The following is a 17,982-nucleotide window of genomic DNA, read 5'->3' on the forward strand; positions in this document are numbered from 1 at the left end:
GTGCGGAATACACCTTTTTTATTTAGAAACATCATTAACTCATGTGGAGGCAGAATGCTCCAAGATATAAGAGATAAGTCACAAGGCATCGTGGTTAAGATCATTGTTGGTTTTATTGTCGTGACTTTTGCTCTATTTGGCGTCGAGGCCTTAGTCAAAAGCTTTACCTCAACCGATAAGGTCGCTAAGGTGGATGGTACTGATATTACTCGTACTCAGATGTTGCAAGAAGCGGATCTTCAGCGTCGTCAGTTGATTGCTATGTCTAATGGCCAAGTTAATCCAGCGATGCTGCAAGAGAATGTGTTGCAGAAAAATGCATTGAATGACCTGATTCAAGGTGCTTTAGTTGACAATCAAATTGCGTCGCTTAAATTAGGCGTGTCAGATGGTCAAGTCGATTCTTATTTGCTGCAGAACCCTCAGTTTCAAACCGATGGTAAGTTTGACCAGACCAAGTATGTGAACTTTATTCGTACGTTGGGCTTTACGCCTTTAGCGTTTAAAAATCGTGTGCGTGAAAGCATTTTAGCGCAACAACTTGAAAGAGGTGTTGTGAATTCTGATTTTGTTCTTCCTTATCAAGTTGATAGCATCGCTCAGTTGCAATCTCAAGAGCGTTCTTATGACTACGTTAAGTTCTCTTTGGCTGATCAAGCAGAGAAAACGAACGTGACAGACAAAGAGCTAAAAGCTTATTACGATGAGCATAAAAACGAATTCAAAACGCCGGAGCAAGTAAAAATCAATTATGTTGAGCTAACGCCTGCGGATTTTGCCGACAAAGTCAAAGTGACCGATGCTGATCTTCAAGAAGCGTACAAGGCGTTTGTTGCTGGCCTTCCTAAAGAAGAGCGTAAAGCATCTCATATTCTGATTGACAACACTCATACTGAAAAACAAGCGAAAGCGATCTTGGATAAGATCAAAGCTCAGTTGGCGAAAGGCGTAAGTTTTGCCGAGTTAGCCAAAGAATATTCTGATGACATTGGCTCTAAGAAACAAGGTGGTGAGTTAGGTTATATTACTCAAGGAACAATGGTTAAACCATTTGAAGACGCTTTGTTTAGTATGAAAAAAGGCCAAGTTAAGGAAGTAAAAACAAAGTTTGGTTGGCATTTAATCAAGCTAGAAGCCATCAAAGATCCGAAAGTCCCTTCTTTTGAAGAGAAAAAAGCGGCTTTAGAAAAACAAGTAGTTGCCAAAAAAGCGCAAGAAGCACTGTTTGCTGCTCATGAAAATATTTCTGATTTGGCCTATGCAAGTGATCAGCTTAAACCGCTTGCCAATGAGTATGGTGTGAAGGTTCAAACCAGCAATTACTTCAGTCGTGATGGCGGTAGTAGTGCTATTACGTCTAATGCGGCGGTTATTAGTGCTGCATTTGGTGAAACGGTCCTTAAAGATGGGCAAAATAGTGACTTGATTGATTTGGGGGACAATAAGGTGGTTGTGATCCATTTAGCGGATCATAAACCTGAGTCTGTGCAATCTTTCGAGCAAGCGAAAAAAGAAGTGACATCTAAGCTGGTGCAAGAAAAAGCAGAAGCTGCCATTATGGCTCAAGCGAAAGCAGCAGAAACGAGTCCAAATACTAAGTGGACGTCTGTTAAGTTAGCGAAGCGTGGTCAGGATGAAATTGCCTCTTTAGCCTTTACTATGGCGCATCCGGAAGGAAAACCTGTTGTGGCAATTAAGACTTTAGAGGATGGTGACCTTGTTTTAATTCGTTTAAATAAGGTTCAAGCGGGATCGGATAAAGCCTCAGATAGTCAAGAACAGGCTTATGGGCAATATCTTCGTGAGACCGAATCTAAGATGAATCTTATATCACAAAGAGAGTGGCTAAAGAGTAAAGCTGACATAGAAACAAACTTGTGATCTAGTTACTCTTGGACAAATCTGTCAGAGGGTAGAATGAAAAAGCCAGCAAATTGCTGGCTTTTTTCGTTTGACTGATTTACTTACTGGGCTATATATCGTTTCTCAAACTTTCTAACCAAGTAACGGGAGGAACAAAGAAGGCGTTGCCTGTCTTGGCTGTGGTGTATTGCATCAAATGGTCTTGGTTGCCATTTTCATCACCTTCTACCATGCTTTTTAGCATTTGGTTAAAAATGGCGGGCGTTTTACTGTAACTGGCAAACATAAGACCTTTACAGGTTAATGAAGCAAATGGCATGCTGTGACGAAGTATTTCCAGTGATTTTCCATTAGGGTCTTTAATCGACGTGCGTTTGGTATGAGCATGGGCCGATTTATCTTTGGAAGCGTACTCTTCGTTTGCGTACTTAGTGCGTCCGTAGGTGTCTTCTTGGGTCTTAAGGTCTAGCTGCTCCCATTTGGTTAGGTCATGCTCAAAGCGCATAAGATTTAGATAGGAGCCATTTTTAAATTGAGCATCTTCCTCACCAACAAGAGCTACTGCCTTTCTGGCCTCTCCTTCAGGATTCTCGGTGCCGTCGATAAAACCTGTTAGGTCTCGATTATCCAAGTATTTGAAACAGCTGACTTCATCGATGATGTTCAGGCTATCATCAAACGCTTGATAAAGGGCGTTGGCAAGTAGATAGGAGGTATCCCTGCGCATTGATCGAATATGAAATACCAAGTCTCCTTTTGTCTCGCCAACTTCAATACCATTGTGGGAAAAATGAGGGAAGGGGGCTAATTCTGCTGGTCGCCCGTTTTCGTCAAAATACGCCCACGCAGCATCACTGATGCCAATAGAGGCATAAAGTTGTGCATCTGGGAATTGTTGTTGCAGTTCTCCGATAATAATTGGGCTCATGGATAGCGCTTTTTTCGCGCAAGCAATATGCTCTTTTTTGACATCAAAGGTGATAAATAGAGCATCGCTAGATGCTTCTGGAATGATGCCAGACTGAAATGTGTGGGTCATGATTTACCGCTTTCTCCGTCTGTTTTCTTCATGAATACGTAATAAAAGCCAATGACTTAAAAGTTTGGGTAGAGTGTCTTAAGCTGACTGGCTTGAGTTTTTTTAGGTTGCCCTGTTTGATACTCTTCTAGTGCTTCAGCGAGTGAGTTCCCTTGCCATTGGTGAGTCGCCTGATTTGAGTATAGCATCAGTTCTGCCTCCATTAAGAGCTGCGTCAATGTGACGGACCCTGCAAGACGTTTTATGTCTTCTATACTGCGGATTTGTTCGTCCCCCCAGCGATGGCGAGCCCACTCCAAAAGATGTGATCTTAGTTCGGTAATATTGTCTTGTCGACAACATTCAATCAAGCTTTCAAAGGCGCTTTTTTCATCGCTACTGGTTAATGGCGCGAATTCTTTCAGTGTCGGTACATTGGCCTCGTCGTCTTTTGATTTTTTCTTTTTCCAAAATAGTAACAGACAGGCCAGCAGTAGCAGAGTAAGCAAAATAGACAAGCCAATAATGCCATATAGGCGCCAATTGACCTCATTCTGCTCTTTTACTAATTGAGTGTGTATGGGTTTGGGGGTGTCATCTGATGGATTGGCTTGATCGTTTTCAAGCTTGGTCAAAGATATAGGAGCAACAGAGCGCGATTGTGGTGGCAGAGGATTGTCGAGTGCCTTTGGCTTTTGGGTGCCATTGTTTGTTGTTGCACTTGCGCTTGTTGGTAAGGGGACAACGGTCAATTCTGGTGTGCTTTGCGTCACGGTTTTTTCAATGCGCTTGTTGGTATCCCAGTAGGTGACGGAAACATCGGGTAACTTAATTGTGCCCTTTTGTGTGGGAACAACTTGAATTTTAATGGTCTGATGGCCAATGATGCCATTGTCATTCTTTTGGCTGCTAAATGTCGCAGGCTCAGGATAGAGCTTGTAGGCTTTGGTGCTATTGAACGTCAGCTGGGGGATTTGTTCTGGCAACGCATCTTTCGCGTCAATATTAATCGTCCAAATGACCGTATCCCCTACACGAACAGTATCTTTGGGTTTTTCTAGCTTGGTGTTGATGGTAACGCCTTCACTTGGCAGCCAGTTATCGTTCGTATAGCTGGGTGGAATGGGTAAGACCTGCAAGTTAATAGGTTGGCTTTGAATTCTAACAATACGTTGCCCAGCTCCCATTTGCATCATGGCTTGCATGGTTTGTGGGGCGATGGTGATTTGCCCACTTCTTTGTGGAAAAGCGAGATATTTGCGAGTGAGCACTTGGTAGCGAGTGCCGTTAATCTCCTTGAATTCGCTTTGATCATCTGTGAGTTGTTCGAAAATTAAATCAGGGTTAGAGGGCACAGAAATGTTGGCATTACTAAGTGGTACGGATGTATACAGCTTCATTGTGAAAATGACTTGCTGTTGCAAATATGGATTGTCTGATGAAACTTGTGTTTTCAGCATCACCGGAGGATTGCCGTTTTTATCTAACAGTTCAGGCGCGTTTTTGACGGTCAGTGTAAGAGGTTGAGAAGCATATTGGCCAATTTTTATCGGCGGAATGGTAAAGGTTCCGACAGACTTTGGCATGAGTGAAATGACCCAGTAACTCATGGCTGTGTTACTGCCTAGGTTAAAGCTAAATTGACTGCTTTGGCTTTGGCTAACAATGTCGAAGTCTTTTTTTAATGGCGTGAGATCCGGACCGTTACCAGTGTTGGTGAAATCGGCTCTTATGGTCAGTTGAACGATATCGTTCTCGGTCACGACATTTTTATCAAGAGAGGCGGTTACACTATCTGCATAAGCTGGTAACGCCAAAGAAAATAATCCCGTAATAAGCAGTGTTGCCAGAGCACAGTACATTTTTCTGCTTAAGGCGAACATAAAAAAATAAAACTGCTTCATTACCATGGGTTAATCCCATCCTCTTGATTGGTGTAGTTTTCGTGGTTCTTTTCTTGATGTAAATACCACAGTTTGCGTTGCAATAGTGTGCCAGGATTGTCTTGTATTTGTCTTAGCCATTGTTTTAAGGCTTGTTTCTGCTCTCTATTGAGTTCAGCTTTAGCGGATTCCTGTTGCTGCTGCTTTTTTTCAGACGCTTGCTTATTATCCTCAGACGATGGCTTTTTGTCTTGTTTTTCAGGACTTTTCTTATGTTTTTTTGCGGCTGAATCAGAGGTGGTTTTATCCGATGAATGAGGCGGTGTTGTTTGCTTAGATGGATGGTTTTGCTTGGTGTTCGAATGCTTTTTATCTGATGAGTTGTTCTTATCTGATGAGTTATTCTTATCAGATGAACTGTTTTTGTTTGATGAAGACTTTTTATTGGATTGCTTTTTCTGATTGGCGCTTTTTGACTGCTGCTGCTTTTTTTGTTTCTCCAGATATTTTAGATTGTCTTGAGCGTCTTTCATGTTGGGGTTGAGCTCTAGCGCTCTTTTATAAGCATCGATTGCGGGCTGCAGTTTGCCTGATAGGGCAAGTGCATTGCCGAGATTGTAAAAGTCAGCGGCGCTTTTGCTGACGTTGGACAGTGTGCTGGCTGCTTGGTCGTATTTTCCCAAGGCATATTCGGATGCCGCTTTCCAATCTGGCTGCTGAAAATATTGGTTCGCTTTTTTCCATTGATCGTGATTGGCGGCTTCTTGGCCTAGCTGATCTGGGGTTTTGAACCAATCTAATGGTGAGGCACTTGCTTTGTTGGATGGGAGCAAAAAGACTGCCAACATCAGCGTTAAGAGCATGCCACGACGAAACTGAAAGGCGAGCCACAGCAGAAAAGGGAATGCAAACCAATGACCTTGATCGATCCAGTGAAAGCTTCGATTATCCGCTTGTTGATCTTTTGCGTGTTGGTCGGTGTTTTGCGTAATGGCTGTTAACTGTGCGGGCGTTAAACGGCCGTGATAAAAGTGTGCGTGTATTGTTTTAGCAAACGCCCTTAATTGATCAACAGGCGTGTGTGGAATGACATTCTTTCCGTCTGCTGTCAGTATTTGTCCATTGGGTAATAGGACAGTCCCGCCTTTCTGGGTGCCAATTGCGATTAAGTCTGTATGAAGGTTGCGACCAGCCAAAAGAGATGGAATGGTCTTTTGATCCTTTTCGTCCAAACTATCGGTCAAAATAATGAGATGCGCTGCTGTTTTTTTATTGGGGATGAGTGAAAGTGCATCTTTGACGCCACTGGTCAGATTACTTCCGTAAACAGGCATAATGATGGGCTCTAGGGCCAGTAAAAAGTGTGTGATGGTATTTTTATCTTGGCTGAATGGGGTAATGGTGTAAGCATCTCCCGCAAATGCCACTAAAGAGATATTACCGTCTTTGCTTTGCCCTAAAATGTCGCGAACGGTTTGTATTAACAGTGTTTGACGATTGGGCTGGATGTCTCTTGCATACATGGAAAGAGATTGGTCAATTACGAAAATTGTTTTACTACTGGACTCAAACATCATTGAAGGAGCTTTCACCCAGCTTATACCTGCTAGTCCGATTACGCATAAAGAGATAGAAAGTAAGCCTAGCCATTTATTTATTTGGCTTGGTTGTTCGGACTGTTCTAGGTGAACAAGCAAGTTTTGATCAATGGCTTTGTTGAGGGTGTAGCTACCTGTGTTTTTATACCGGATCAGGAAAAACAATAACCAGATTAATGGTAGCAGAAGCAGCCAGTAGGGGCGTTCTAAATGAATCATGGATAATATATTCATGGACGTTTCCTCATGCTTGACTTAAATCGGCTGAGGGAAAGTTTGCCACTTGTGAGTAAAGTCAGGGCAAAAAAGACGAGTGACGCCAGACCTAGCCAGTGAAAATAACTGGTGATAGGGCGCTGCCAGATAGGTTGCGCTTTCGTTGGCTCAAGTTTGCTGATGTCCGCATAGATACGTTTTAAATCTTGGGTGTTTCTGGCGCGGAAGAATTGTCCACCTGTTTTATGAGCAATGCTTTTCAATAGTTTTTCATCCAAATCGCTGGATGGGTTAACGGTTTCTGGACCGAAAAAGCCTTGTACGACCATGCTATCGGCACCTATGCCAATGGTGTAGATTTTTAGGTGTTGTGAGGCTGCGAAGTCAGCTGCTTGTTCTGGATTGACTTGTCCGGCGGTGTTGGCCCCATCCGTCATAAGGATGAGCACTTTTTTATCATCCGGTTTGTTTTCCATGCGTTTAATGGCCAAGCCAATAGCATCGCCAATGGCGGTTTGTTGTCCTGCAAAGCCAATTTGAGTTTGCTGCACTAACTGATTAATGGTCTTTGTGTCGAAGCTAAAAGGCGCTTCTAGGTAGGCTTTGGTGCCAAATACGATTAAGCCAATGCGATCACCGTGGCGCTTTTTGATAAAGTTAGATAACACCCATTTTTCAGCGGTTAATCGGTCTACAGGTTGGTTGTTTAATTGCATGTCTTTAACTTGCATACTGCCGGATAAATCTAGGGCAATCATGATATCTCTTCCGGAGGGGATCACTTGCGTAGGGGCGCCTAGCCATACGGGTCTGGCTATACCAACTACAAGGCATACCCATGCGAGTAATAAGAATATTAGTGGTAAGCGAATAGCATGTTTACTGGGACGTTTTTCTTCATGATTTTGCAAGTAGTGGGCATTGGGGAACCAAATAGCCTGATCTTTCTTGGCCACCTTAGGCAAAAAATAAAATATAATCGGGACAGGAAGAAGGCAAAGAAACCAAGGCCAAGTCAATTCAAACACGGTGCTTCCTTATCCAATAACAAGTTAAACGGATCATGGTTGTTTTTTGTTCAGGTGTTAGTGACACTTCTGCGCGGTACAGGCCGTTAATAAAATCCTCTCCCAGCTGATCAAAACGTCGCTTTTTTGGTAAGGTGCTGTCTAATTGTGCGATTAACGCGTGTGAAGGGAGAGCGGCTTGGCTGACTTTGTTTTCGCTTATCAGACAGCGACGAATGAGCTCGTGGCAGGCAATAATGAGTTCTTTATCATTCAAGTTATCACTGTTTTTTTTGAGAGAGTTCATTGCTTCTTGGCGATACTTTCTTTTACTGCGCCTTTTAAGTAACAGTAAAATAGCGCTAAGCAGGGCGATAATCACGAAGGCAACTACCAACCACGTCCACCATGCTGGTGGCCACATGGGGATGGCTTCGGGTAATAAGTATCCTTTATGAGGCAGTTCAAGCGGTGTGCTTGTCGGTGTCATTAGCGCAATGCTCCTTGATCAAGCAGGTATTTAGCAATTTTTTCAGGGGATTCGCTAATATCAAACAGTTGATGGCGAATGCCGATGGAGGCCAATTTTTTTCGCAATCTAGCATTGTCTTCGAAGAAGTCTTTTTTGGCTTGTTCAGTGCTTTTTTTCGTTACTTGGATGGTCTTGGGGCCATCGGCATCAGCAAAACGGTATTCACCTGGTGGGAGCTCAAATGCATGGTGATCGAAAATTTGTACCCAATGGACTCGATTATGTTTGGCTAATTGCCATAAGGAAAGTTGCTCTTTTTCGTTCCAATGATTCTTGTCAGTTAAAATGATGACATCTCTATTATGAGCCTTGGCCGTGATGGCCGAACGATGCCAACAGGCAATGCTCGGTTCATATTGGCGATTTTTTATTTGGGTGGCAGTGGCTAAGTGAGAGAGAAGTTGATGAATGGAGCGTTTTCCGCTTTGTTCATGACTTTCGTTGCCAAACATGAAGCGATATGACAGTTTGTCGCCTTGCTGTTCACTACGCCAAGCGATGATGCCTGCGAGCTGGCTTAACCGAGTTGAAATAAACGTATGGCGTGTACTAAAATACGCTGTTTGCGATAACCCTAAAAATAATAAACGTTGATGATCATTTTCTTGACTGTAGACGCGGGTATGCGCGTGGCCAGTTCGAGCGGTGACCCGCCAGTCAATGTGTCTTAAATCATCGCTGGGTTGATATTGTCTCAGCTCTAGCATTTCCATGCCGTGCCCTTTTTGATTGGAGCGACGCTCACCATTCTTAAGCGTAAAGCGTGTTGCTTTGTTGGCGCGCCCTAGATGTTTTGCATAATGGGCCAACAGGGCAAAATCCGTTTCTTCAAGTTCTGGTGAATCAGGCGATAATAATGGATTCATGGCAAAAATTATAAAGCAGGTACATGGTTAATTAACCGTGTGAGTAATTCGTCTGTTGAAATGCCGCTCGCTTGTGCCTCAAATGATGTGATAACACGGTGGCGGAGAACCGGTAAGGCGACTTCTCTTACATCGTCGGGTGTGACAAAGTCACGACTATTTAATAGGGCGTTTGCGCGAGCGCAGCGATCTAATGCAAGAGTGGCTCGTGGGCTGGCCCCAAAATCAATTAAGCTTTCACCATTTGGACTGAGTCCTAAGTAGTGCTCCGGATGACGAGTCGCCATGACCAGCTGTACGATATAATGTTCGACAGATTCTGACATATAAAGTGACAAGGCTTTTTGTTGTAGAGCTAAGATATCAGTTGGTGTACAAAGGGCCTTCGTCGTGGTGGCGAGCGTTTTGTGTTGATCTTGTTGGCGGACGAGTCGAAGCACTTCTAATTCGCTTTCCGCACTGGGATAACCTAACTTTATTTTTAGTAGGAAGCGGTCAAGTTGAGCTTCTGGTAGTGGATAGGTTCCTTCCTGTTCAATGGGGTTTTGCGTAGCAATCACAAAGAAAAGAGGCGGTAGTGGGTAGCTGTGATTGCCAACCGTGACCTGGTTCTCTCCCATGGCCTCAAGTAGGGCTGATTGTACTTTTGCGGGGGCTCGGTTGATTTCATCGGCTAGAACGACTTCATTCATAATAGGGCCAGCAATAAAGGTAAACTGCCCGGTTTCCTGCTGATAAATATCTGAGCCTGTCACATCGCCAGGCAGTAGGTCAGGGGTGAACTGGATGCGTTGAAAACGACAGTCAATGGCACCTGCAAGCGCTTTAGCGGCGGTGGTTTTGGCGATACCTGGAGGCCCTTCAAGTAATACATGGCCGTTTGCAATGAGTGCAATCAGTAATTCTTGAGTTAAGTCTGGTTGACCGATAACGGCGTGATTAAGGTGATCTTTTAATCTTTCAATTACTGATTCCATCGAACCTAAGTACCTCATACTTCTGTCAAAAAAGGTGTCAACACAATATAATGCGTACCATCTTATCGGATTCAAAACTTTACATACAAGGCGTTAGTTGTAAGAGTAGCGTAAGCATAGGAAAGAAAATTGGCAAACATTGTCGTAGAAGTGACATTGAGCGCATTACAATACCAGACTTTGTATTCAGGACAAGCCAAGAATGTCGTGGCACATAGTCTAGATGGGCGTAAAGTTCAGTTACCTTTATCTGCTTTTCGGCGCTTTGTTACTCATGGAGGCATTGATGGGGTTTTTGACGTAGAATTCGATGATCAACATAAGTTAGTGGCTATAACGCGAATGCGTTAGCCCGCCCATTTTAGACTTAACACGGTTAGGAGCCTTGTCTATGTATCACCTTGCTCGAGCACTACTCTTCAAGTTAGATCCTGAAGTGTCCCATGAATTATCATTGGATCTTTTAACAGCGAGTAGTCGGTTGGGATTAACGAGGTTTTTTGATGGTTTACCTTCCTCTCAACCAATTGATGTGATGGGGTTGCGTTTTCCTAATGCGGTAGGGTTAGCGGCTGGATTGGATAAAAATGCCGATGCGTTTGAAGCGCTTGGCGCACTGGGTTTTGGCTTTGTTGAAGTCGGTACTGTGACGCCAAAAGGGCAGTCAGGTAACCCCAAACCACGATTGTTTCGTCTACCAGAGTACGATGCCATTATTAATCGCATGGGATTCAATAACAAAGGTGTCGATCATATGGTGTCACGTATTAAATCCCATCGTTATCCAGGTGTTCTTGGGGTGAACATCGGTAAAAACTTAACCACGTCGGTGGAAGAGGCTGCAACGGATTATTTGACTTGTTTCGAGCAAGTGGTGCCTTATGCTGATTACATTACTGCTAATATTAGTTCGCCGAACACGCCTGGGCTGCGTAGCCTGCAATTTGGAGACAGTCTGGCGCAATTGATTAACCCGCTTGTTCTGGCCAGAGATCGTTACCAAGATCAGCACGGTAAGCGTGTTCCTTTGGCCGTGAAAATTGCTCCAGATATGACAGATGATGAAATTAAGTTAGTGGCGGATACGTTAGTAGAGCAGGGAGTGGACGGTATTATTGCAACCAATACCACTTTATCTCGTGAGGCCGTTCAAGGTCATCGATTTGCAAACGAAGCGGGAGGGTTAAGTGGTGTTCCTGTCCGTGAGGCTTCTACTCATGTGGTTCATGTTTTAGCAGAGCGCCTTAAAGGTGCCTTACCCATTATCGGGGTGGGGGGAATCTCAAGCGGTGATGATGCTATAGAGAAACTTCAAGCTGGCGCTCAGTTAGTGCAACTCTACTCTGGATTCATTTATCAAGGGCCAGAGTTAATTAAAGAGGTGGTCGCCAGTACGGACGCATACTACCGAGAGTTACGATTGGGTAGATAAGATAGAGATAGAGGCAGTTGCTCGCTTATTATGGCGACAATGTCTCAGATATAAGTAGAGTCATAAAAAAACAGGCGGGATCGACCCGCCTGCTTTTTATAAGAGCTTTTTTGATTTGCTCATTGTGATACCACATCAGAATAACGAAAAAATTAATGTACCATGCTGAATGTTTTGTGGGTGCCTTCAACGGGAGTTAAGCCACTCCACATGTCTTCACGTCCTTCGCGCCATCCAGCGAGCCAATGAGGACGGGTATTTTCATGGTATTGCATTGAAAGGCCTTTTGTTTTGCCTGCCATCCCTGCACGGTAGCCACGGATGTAAGCGCGATGATGAAGATCTCTTTTCTGCTTCTTCATTAGTTTTTTTCCTCTTATTCTTTTCCATGTTGAACTTTGAAACTAGTAGAGAATTGATGGATTGTCTAAAAACTCTTTGCTCTAACACATTTATAGAACGTTTAAAAAAGTAATTAAAAAATGAACACACAAGTAGAAACCGTGGATACCGTCGGTCAGACGTACCACTTAGAGATAACCTGCCCACTGGGATTAGAGAATGTGCTTGAGCAAGAGCTGCACAGTGAAGGTCTGATGGGTACTCGTCTAGGCGAGGCCCAAGTCAAATTGACGACCGACTTAGAAGGTATGTATAAGGCTTGTCTTTGGTCTCGAGTGGCCACGCGGGTTATGTTGCCCGTTGCCAATTTTAAGATGGAATCAGCTGATGACCTTTATGAAGGCGTAAAGGCGATTGAGTGGTCTGACCATATGACGGCAGCGAATACCATTGCCATCGATTGTCATGGAACAAACCACCATATTCGTAATACGCAATTTGGTTCAGTTCGTGCGAAAGATGCGATAGCTGATTATTTTGTGGCGCTTTCGGGTGAACGTCCCAATGTCGAAAAAGTACAACCAGATATACGTATTTCCATTCGGATTAAGCGTGATATTGTGACCGTCAGTATTGATCTGTCGGGTGACAGCATGCACCGCCGTGATTATCGTCAACAAGGCTCTATGGCGCCGCTTAAAGAAAATCTTGCCGCAGGGTTGCTGCTCCGAGCGGATTGGAACCGTGATTGTGGGTTAACGCAATTGATTGATCCCATGTGTGGTTCTGGAACCTTCTTAGTCGAAGCGGCGATGATGTCACTCGATATGGCGCCAGGTTTACGCCGAGGTTACTGGGGGTTCAAAGGTTGGAAGCAGCACGATCATCGTTTGTGGCAACAATTGATGGATTTTGCCAAAAACCGCAAGAAAGATCCTGCTGAATTGGGTATTCGTTTCCAGGGTACGGATCGGGAGCAGCGTGCCATTGCCGCGTCTCGGGAGAACATTAAGCGTGCTGGGCTGGTGGGCGTGATTGATGTATCCATGGCATCTTTCCAGCAGCATGACTTTGTCATTGAGCAAGAAAAGCCCGGATTAGTTATTTGTAACCCTCCTTACGGTGAGCGATTGGGGGATGAAATGGCGCTGATTGCCTTGTATCGCCAATTAGGTGAGTGGGTTGTGACGCATGTGCGTGGTTGGCAGTTTATGATGCTAACCAGCAATGACCATTTGGCACGTCAAATTCCGGTGCGCCCCGAGAAAAGTACCCGAGTGATCAATGGTGGTTTAGAATGTCGTGCCTATCGATTCCCGTTGCTGGATGGCTATATCAAAGAAGATGCGGTGGCGCAATCTATTATGACTCCAGGCGCGCAAATGTTTGCTAACCGTTTGCAGAAGAACGCCAAAAAACTGAAAAAATGGGTCGAAAAAAATAATATCGAGTGTTACCGGGTTTATGATGCTGATATGCCTGAATACGCAGTTGCTATTGATGTTTATCAGGATTGGGCGCACGTTCAAGAGTATAAGGCGCCCAAAAGTGTTGATCCGGAAAAAGCGACACAGCGATTGTTTGAAGTGGTATCGTCTATTCCCACGGCACTTAATATTGCGGAAGCCAATGTGATTGTGAAGCACCGCCAAAAACAAACCGGTAAAGCACAATATGAAAAACTAGATCAGTCTAATCATGAGATAATCGTCAAGGAGTACGGTTGTGAGTTTATTGTTAATCTGAAAGATTATCTGGATACGGGTTTATTCTTGGATCATCGTCCAGTACGGAAACTAATACAAGACCGCGCCAATGGTAAACGGTTTTTGAATTTGTTTTGTTATACCGCATCGGCTTCGGTCCATGCAGGGGAAGGGGGTGCCCGCAGTAGTTTAAGTGTCGACATGTCTAACACTTATACCGAGTGGGCGCGGCGTAATATCGAGCTAAACGAATTCTCTGAACGTGATCATAAGGTTGAACGGGCCGACTGTATTGAATGGTTGCGTCATAGTAACGATGAATTTGATTTAATTTTTATGGATCCTCCTACCTTTTCTAACTCGAAAAAAATGTCAGAGATCCTGGATATTCAACGGGACCATGGGGAATTATTGCGCTTAGCAATGGCGCGCTTAGCGAAAGACGGTGAGCTAATTTTCTCAAATAACTATCGCCGTTTTGTCTTGGATAAGGATATTGAAGAGGAATTTTCTGTGCAGAATATTACCAAGTTAAGCATGGACCCAGATTTCGAACGAAATACGAAAATCCACCAATGTTGGATTCTTCGTCATCGTTCTGAAGGCTAAGTTAGGTCTTCGATGAGCAAAGTGATATTTTGTCCATTAAAATGACGAGCTGTATAGAGCTCTAGTGATACGTATTTAAAGGTTTTATAAGTTTTAGTATGAAGAAAACATTTCGTCTTGTTATTAGTTGTCCCGACCGTATCGGGATTGTTGCGGCCGTGTCTCAGTTCTTGAATGAGCGTAAAGGATCGATAACAGAAGCCAGCCATCACACGGATCAAGAATCTAAATGGTTTTTTATGCGTCATGAGATTGATGCGGAATCGTTATCGGTTGATGTGGCGACATTTCGTGAAGAGTTTGCACCGATCGCCGAAGAATTTGAGATGAACTGGTATGTTAAAGACAGCGAAGCGCTTCCTAAAGTCATGTTGTTGGCCACCAAAGAATCCCATTGTTTAAACGACATTATGCACCGTTGGCATACTGGAGAGTTGAACTGTGAGATTGTTGGGGTGATTGCTAACCATGAATCCCTGCGTTCTATGGTAGAATGGTATAACATTCCTTATTACTGCATTCCTGTGCCGAAAGAAGATAAGATGCCTGCCTTTCATCAGATTGAGAAATGTATTGATGAGGCACGGGCAGACACTATTGTGTTGGCGCGTTATATGCAAATTTTCCCTGAATTTTTGTGTCAAAAATATCAACATAAGGTTATCAACATTCATCATAGCTTCTTGCCTTCTTTTATTGGGGCGAAGCCTTACCATCAAGCGGCAGTACGTGGTGTGAAATTGATTGGAGCAACCTGTCATTATGTCACTGCTGATCTGGATGCCGGTCCAATCATCGAGCAAGATGTTATTCGTGTCCGACATAGTCATACAGCGACGGATATGGTGCGCCTAGGTAAAGACATTGAAAAGCTTGTGTTGTCTCGAGGTCTGCGATACCACTTGGAAGATCGAGTAATCGTCCACGGCAATAAAACCATTGTGTTTGCTGATTAATTCTATCTCATTGATAGTTATTAAAAAAAGAAGGCCAAGCGCCTTCTTTTTTTATGTAAGCCCCCAAGGATAAATGTAGTTTCTTGTTGTTCACTTTTTGTTCTGTAAAATATTGTCTATAGTTAAGTTCAAGTGGTTCAAAAATAGACAGCTTATGAGGGGAGCGTTATGAAGCTTAAGCTAACACCAACTCAAAACTTATGCGTCGGTTATTTGGAATCAGGTTTCGAGGTCGTTCAGATGGAAGAGCAGTTTTTCTTTGTAAAAGGTGATAAGCGTCAGAAAGTGTTGCCAAAAACATTGGAGGCACTGGTCAACCGAGGGGCTCTGAAATACACCACACAAGGGGACTATGAATTGAGTGATGAGTTTGTCGAGCACAGAAAAAAAATGTGTTCTCCTGTGCGCAGCAAGCATACTCGACATTAATCCTTAGTGAGCTCGACCCGTTATCGAGTGCATTCATGGCTCAGAAAAAGCCAATCGTTTAGGGCGATTGGCTTTTCTTATTGGGTGTTGTTGGCCACGAGAACCCTATGCTTACTTATTGAAGGGTGTTGGGTGCCTGAGTAAAGAGGTGGCTTACTGCTTGCGCCATGGTTGCACTAATGCGCTCTTGTCTAAGTAGAGTCCAAAGTGGTTGCCGCGTTTCAGGGTGTTGGCTTAGCTCAATGGCAATTTGCTTAAACGCGATGAAAGCATCGTCTCTATGAGCCAATTTCTCCATGACGATCCTTAATAGTTGGGCGTCACTGGCCAGCCAATGGGGGCATTTTGCTGCTAATGCTGTGATCGGATGAGTTTGCTCATCAGAGCATTCGGTTAAATTGCCTAACATAGCAAATAATGGCAACAGCAGGTTGTTGTTCAACGGTGTATTGGAAAGCGCCCTGAGGTAACTTGCCTGCATCAATGGATCTTGTTCAGCAAGTAATTTATCTATTAATGTGTTTTCAATGTCTGCTGGTAGTGTTTGATGTTCTAAAGAATGACAAAGGGCGCTAACAAGAGGACTTGGTGCGTGTTGTAAGGCCTTTTTGATAAGAGGGAGGTGTGTTTCGTTATCAACTTGCACGGCTAATTCCGCAATGCCTTGAAGGCCAAGAGTTTGCCACGAGTCGTCTTGTTGATCAGGCATGCTTTCGTTTAGTTTGTTTGTCACGTAGTCCACGACGTCTTCATAATACTGAGAGACGGGCGTTCCTAGTTGTTTTGCTAATATGGCGTGGAAATTGGCCATTCGTTCTTGGTCTGGCTTAAACGCATAGGGGCTATCTTCTAGCGCTTCTGCTAATCCGGCCTCTTCTCCTTTGTGTAATATTTTATCAACGATGGTTTTGATAAAATGATCACGTGTTCCTAAGTTCAAGGCCCCCGACTCATCTAATGGAAGCTTGATAAACCAGATAACAGCATGATCTGCTGTCTTTGCTTGACGGGTATCTTTTGTTTTCAGTAAGCAAGCCAGCCAAGCATGCTGGCGAAATGGGTATGGGTAAGCTTGCTGTTTTTTATCAAATTGGATGGTTTGCTGTGGCGTAATTTTCTTGATGCGGCGACCAAGATCAAAAAAGCTTGCCTCACACCCTACCATTTCAAAAAGATCGCCAAGCGATTCAATGTTTTTCATGATAAATTAGATGCCTGTCAAAGAGTTAACGTTTCCCTTATGGTACCGTTTTTTACAGGAGAAATCAGGTTGAATACTGCCTATCCAATGCACTCTCAACTGGCCGATCTATTAATCGATGTAGAAATAACATTGCGTGAGGGTGGACTTTGGGAATGTGAGCAACCCAGTGAACAGGCAATGCAAAGCAATGTTCCTTTTTGTGTTGATACAATGAGCTTCGCTCAATGGTTGCGTTACATTATGATAGAAAAATTCAAAGTATTGATTGAACATGGCGCACCATTGCCAACGCAATGTTATGTTTCTCCCATGGCCGTCGAAGCGTTTAAAGAGGTGGATCACACGATGCTCAATAGGCTCATTCAGCGTCTTGATAAAATCGATCAACATTTGAGTCAACAAACCTTATTAGATGATTCGGCTCTATGACGATGTCAGGGGGTAATCAATATGTCGCGGATCTGGCCTGGGTTGTCGGTTGCAAGCAAGGAGAATTCAGCCACTACCCTGCCACCAATCTCATTGAGAGCGATATGGATGTGTCTCAGTTTTGGGTGCCAGATATCAATGAAAGGCTGGCTGCATTGGTGATGAATCCCGAGCCATTAGAAAATGCGGTTCGTGCTTGTAAATCTCATTTTTTAGGCAGCTATTTCGAAACGCTGTTTTCGTTTGCTATTCGCCATTTATCCTGTTTCAACATTCTTTGTGAACATGTTCAGGTTATGGATAAGGACAAAAAAACAGTGGGAGAAATAGATATGTTGGTGGAAACGCCAGCAGGAGAATGTATTCAGTTTGAAGTGGCTATCAAGTTTTATTTGGAGCGTACTGATTTATACCCACATCATTGGATTGGCCCCAATAAAAATGACAGTTTGAAAAAGAAAGTGGATCGAGCCCGTCGTCATCAGTTGCAAATATTGGGCACGGAAGACGGAAAGCACTTGTTACGGTCTGTTACTAACGATACCACTTTTCAGGCGAAATTACTCATTTTTGGCCGTTTATATTTGGCCTTATCCAGCCCTGAAAAGGTGATTTCATTCTGTGAGAATTCCCATTTTGGTGGATGGGTTAGAGTGTCCCAAGTTGATCTTTTGCTACCTTTTTTCTCATATTACATACACTTGAACAAACCACATTGGCTAACGGTTTCAAATAGTTCTCGCGATTTATGCTTCTTTGAAGCACAATGCATGAATGAATGGAGAAAATCATTCCAAGAGGATGTTCGCCCAAAACATATAGTGTTGTTTAGGGAGTTGGAAGGTCGTATGTCTTGCCACTTTGTTTTTATAGTGCCAGACAGTTGGTAATGTTTTAAAAGTGAAGGCGCTTTTA

Annotated in this window: 17 protein-coding genes; 8 read left to right on the top strand and 9 right to left on the bottom strand. The window is 43.6% G+C overall.

The genetic code is table 11. The features are described from left to right. The first annotated feature begins 54 nt into the window (after positions 1-54). Positions 55-1,881 carry a SurA N-terminal domain-containing protein gene (locus tag JHD45_RS02475; RefSeq protein WP_199474617.1) on the top strand — a complete coding sequence of 609 codons (1,827 nt, stop codon included), beginning with the start codon at positions 55-57 and terminating at the stop codon, positions 1,879-1,881. Positions 1,882-1,972: 91 nt separating this feature from the next. Here the strand turns inward: JHD45_RS02475 and JHD45_RS02480 are convergent, their stop codons facing one another. Genes JHD45_RS02480 through JHD45_RS02510 form a run of 7 tightly spaced genes read right to left on the bottom strand, consistent with a single transcriptional unit; the run spans position 1,973 to position 9,960 of the window. Next, the gene (locus tag JHD45_RS02480) at positions 1,973-2,902 is read right to left on the bottom strand and encodes a Dyp-type peroxidase (RefSeq protein WP_199474618.1); all 930 of its coding nucleotides are present in this window, start codon (positions 2,900-2,902) and stop codon (positions 1,973-1,975) included. Between the two features lie 56 nt (positions 2,903-2,958). After that, complete coding sequence (locus JHD45_RS02485; RefSeq protein ID WP_199474619.1) at positions 2,959-4,791, bottom strand: BatD family protein; 1,833 nt, start codon at positions 4,789-4,791, stop codon at positions 2,959-2,961. Further along, entirely contained in the window at positions 4,785-6,596 is a 1,812-nt protein-coding gene (locus JHD45_RS02490) for a vWA domain-containing protein (protein ID WP_199474620.1), read from the bottom strand. The genes JHD45_RS02485 and JHD45_RS02490 overlap by 7 nt, the downstream gene beginning before the upstream one ends. After that, complete coding sequence (locus JHD45_RS02495; protein ID WP_199474621.1) at positions 6,593-7,606, bottom strand: vWA domain-containing protein; 1,014 nt, start codon at positions 7,604-7,606, stop codon at positions 6,593-6,595. The genes JHD45_RS02490 and JHD45_RS02495 overlap by 4 nt, the downstream gene beginning before the upstream one ends. Next, positions 7,599-8,075: a DUF4381 domain-containing protein gene (locus JHD45_RS02500; protein ID WP_199474622.1), complete on the bottom strand. Its 477-nt coding sequence runs from the start codon at positions 8,073-8,075 to the stop codon at positions 7,599-7,601. The genes JHD45_RS02495 and JHD45_RS02500 overlap by 8 nt, the downstream gene beginning before the upstream one ends. After that, positions 8,075-8,983, bottom strand: a complete 909-nt coding sequence (locus JHD45_RS02505; protein ID WP_199474623.1) for a DUF58 domain-containing protein — start codon at positions 8,981-8,983, stop codon at positions 8,075-8,077. The genes JHD45_RS02500 and JHD45_RS02505 overlap by 1 nt, the downstream gene beginning before the upstream one ends. A gap of 8 nt (positions 8,984-8,991) precedes the next feature. Next, on the bottom strand, positions 8,992-9,960 hold the full coding sequence (locus JHD45_RS02510; protein ID WP_199474624.1) for an AAA family ATPase: 969 nt from the start codon (positions 9,958-9,960) through the stop codon (positions 8,992-8,994). A gap of 129 nt (positions 9,961-10,089) precedes the next feature. On the opposite strand from JHD45_RS02510, the gene JHD45_RS02515 reads away from it, so the two are divergent. Continuing rightward, positions 10,090-10,311 carry a DUF2835 domain-containing protein gene (locus tag JHD45_RS02515; RefSeq protein WP_199474625.1) on the top strand — a complete coding sequence of 74 codons (222 nt, stop codon included), beginning with the start codon at positions 10,090-10,092 and terminating at the stop codon, positions 10,309-10,311. 40 nt (positions 10,312-10,351) lie between these two features. Continuing rightward, positions 10,352-11,392, top strand: a complete 1,041-nt coding sequence (locus tag JHD45_RS02520) for a quinone-dependent dihydroorotate dehydrogenase (protein WP_199474626.1) — start codon at positions 10,352-10,354, stop codon at positions 11,390-11,392. Between the two features lie 152 nt (positions 11,393-11,544). Here the strand turns inward: JHD45_RS02520 and rmf are convergent, their stop codons facing one another. Beyond that, entirely contained in the window at positions 11,545-11,754 is a 210-nt protein-coding gene (gene rmf / locus JHD45_RS02525; protein WP_199474627.1) for a ribosome modulation factor, read from the bottom strand. A 120-nt stretch (positions 11,755-11,874) separates the two neighbouring features. On the opposite strand from rmf, the gene rlmKL reads away from it, so the two are divergent. The 3 genes from rlmKL (at position 11,875) to JHD45_RS02540 (ending at position 15,434) form a co-directional block, all read left to right on the top strand. After that, positions 11,875-14,049, top strand: coding sequence for a bifunctional 23S rRNA (guanine(2069)-N(7))-methyltransferase RlmK/23S rRNA (guanine(2445)-N(2))-methyltransferase RlmL (gene rlmKL / locus JHD45_RS02530; protein ID WP_199474628.1), 2,175 nt, complete (start codon positions 11,875-11,877; stop codon positions 14,047-14,049). Between the two features lie 98 nt (positions 14,050-14,147). Continuing rightward, entirely contained in the window at positions 14,148-15,005 is an 858-nt protein-coding gene (purU, locus tag JHD45_RS02535) for a formyltetrahydrofolate deformylase (RefSeq protein WP_199474629.1), read from the top strand. A gap of 168 nt (positions 15,006-15,173) precedes the next feature. Continuing rightward, positions 15,174-15,434, top strand: a complete 261-nt coding sequence (locus tag JHD45_RS02540; protein ID WP_199474630.1) for a formyltetrahydrofolate deformylase — start codon at positions 15,174-15,176, stop codon at positions 15,432-15,434. Positions 15,435-15,549: 115 nt separating this feature from the next. On the opposite strand, the gene JHD45_RS02545 is transcribed toward JHD45_RS02540, so the two are convergent. Then, positions 15,550-16,635, bottom strand: a complete 1,086-nt coding sequence (locus JHD45_RS02545; protein WP_199474631.1) for a DUF3549 family protein — start codon at positions 16,633-16,635, stop codon at positions 15,550-15,552. Between the two features lie 69 nt (positions 16,636-16,704). Here JHD45_RS02545 and JHD45_RS02550 point away from each other — a divergent pair, with 69 nt between their 5' ends. Next, on the top strand, positions 16,705-17,067 hold the full coding sequence (locus JHD45_RS02550; protein WP_233407522.1) for a YqcC family protein: 363 nt from the start codon (positions 16,705-16,707) through the stop codon (positions 17,065-17,067). Beyond that, positions 17,064-17,957, top strand: a complete 894-nt coding sequence (locus JHD45_RS02555) for a DUF1853 family protein (protein WP_233407527.1) — start codon at positions 17,064-17,066, stop codon at positions 17,955-17,957. Before JHD45_RS02550 ends, JHD45_RS02555 begins: the two co-directional genes overlap by 4 nt. The last annotated feature ends 25 nt before the right edge of the window (positions 17,958-17,982 follow it).

It is taken from the genome of Marinomonas spartinae, assembly GCF_016461715.1.
Lineage (GTDB): Bacteria > Pseudomonadota > Gammaproteobacteria > Pseudomonadales > Marinomonadaceae > Marinomonas > Marinomonas spartinae_A.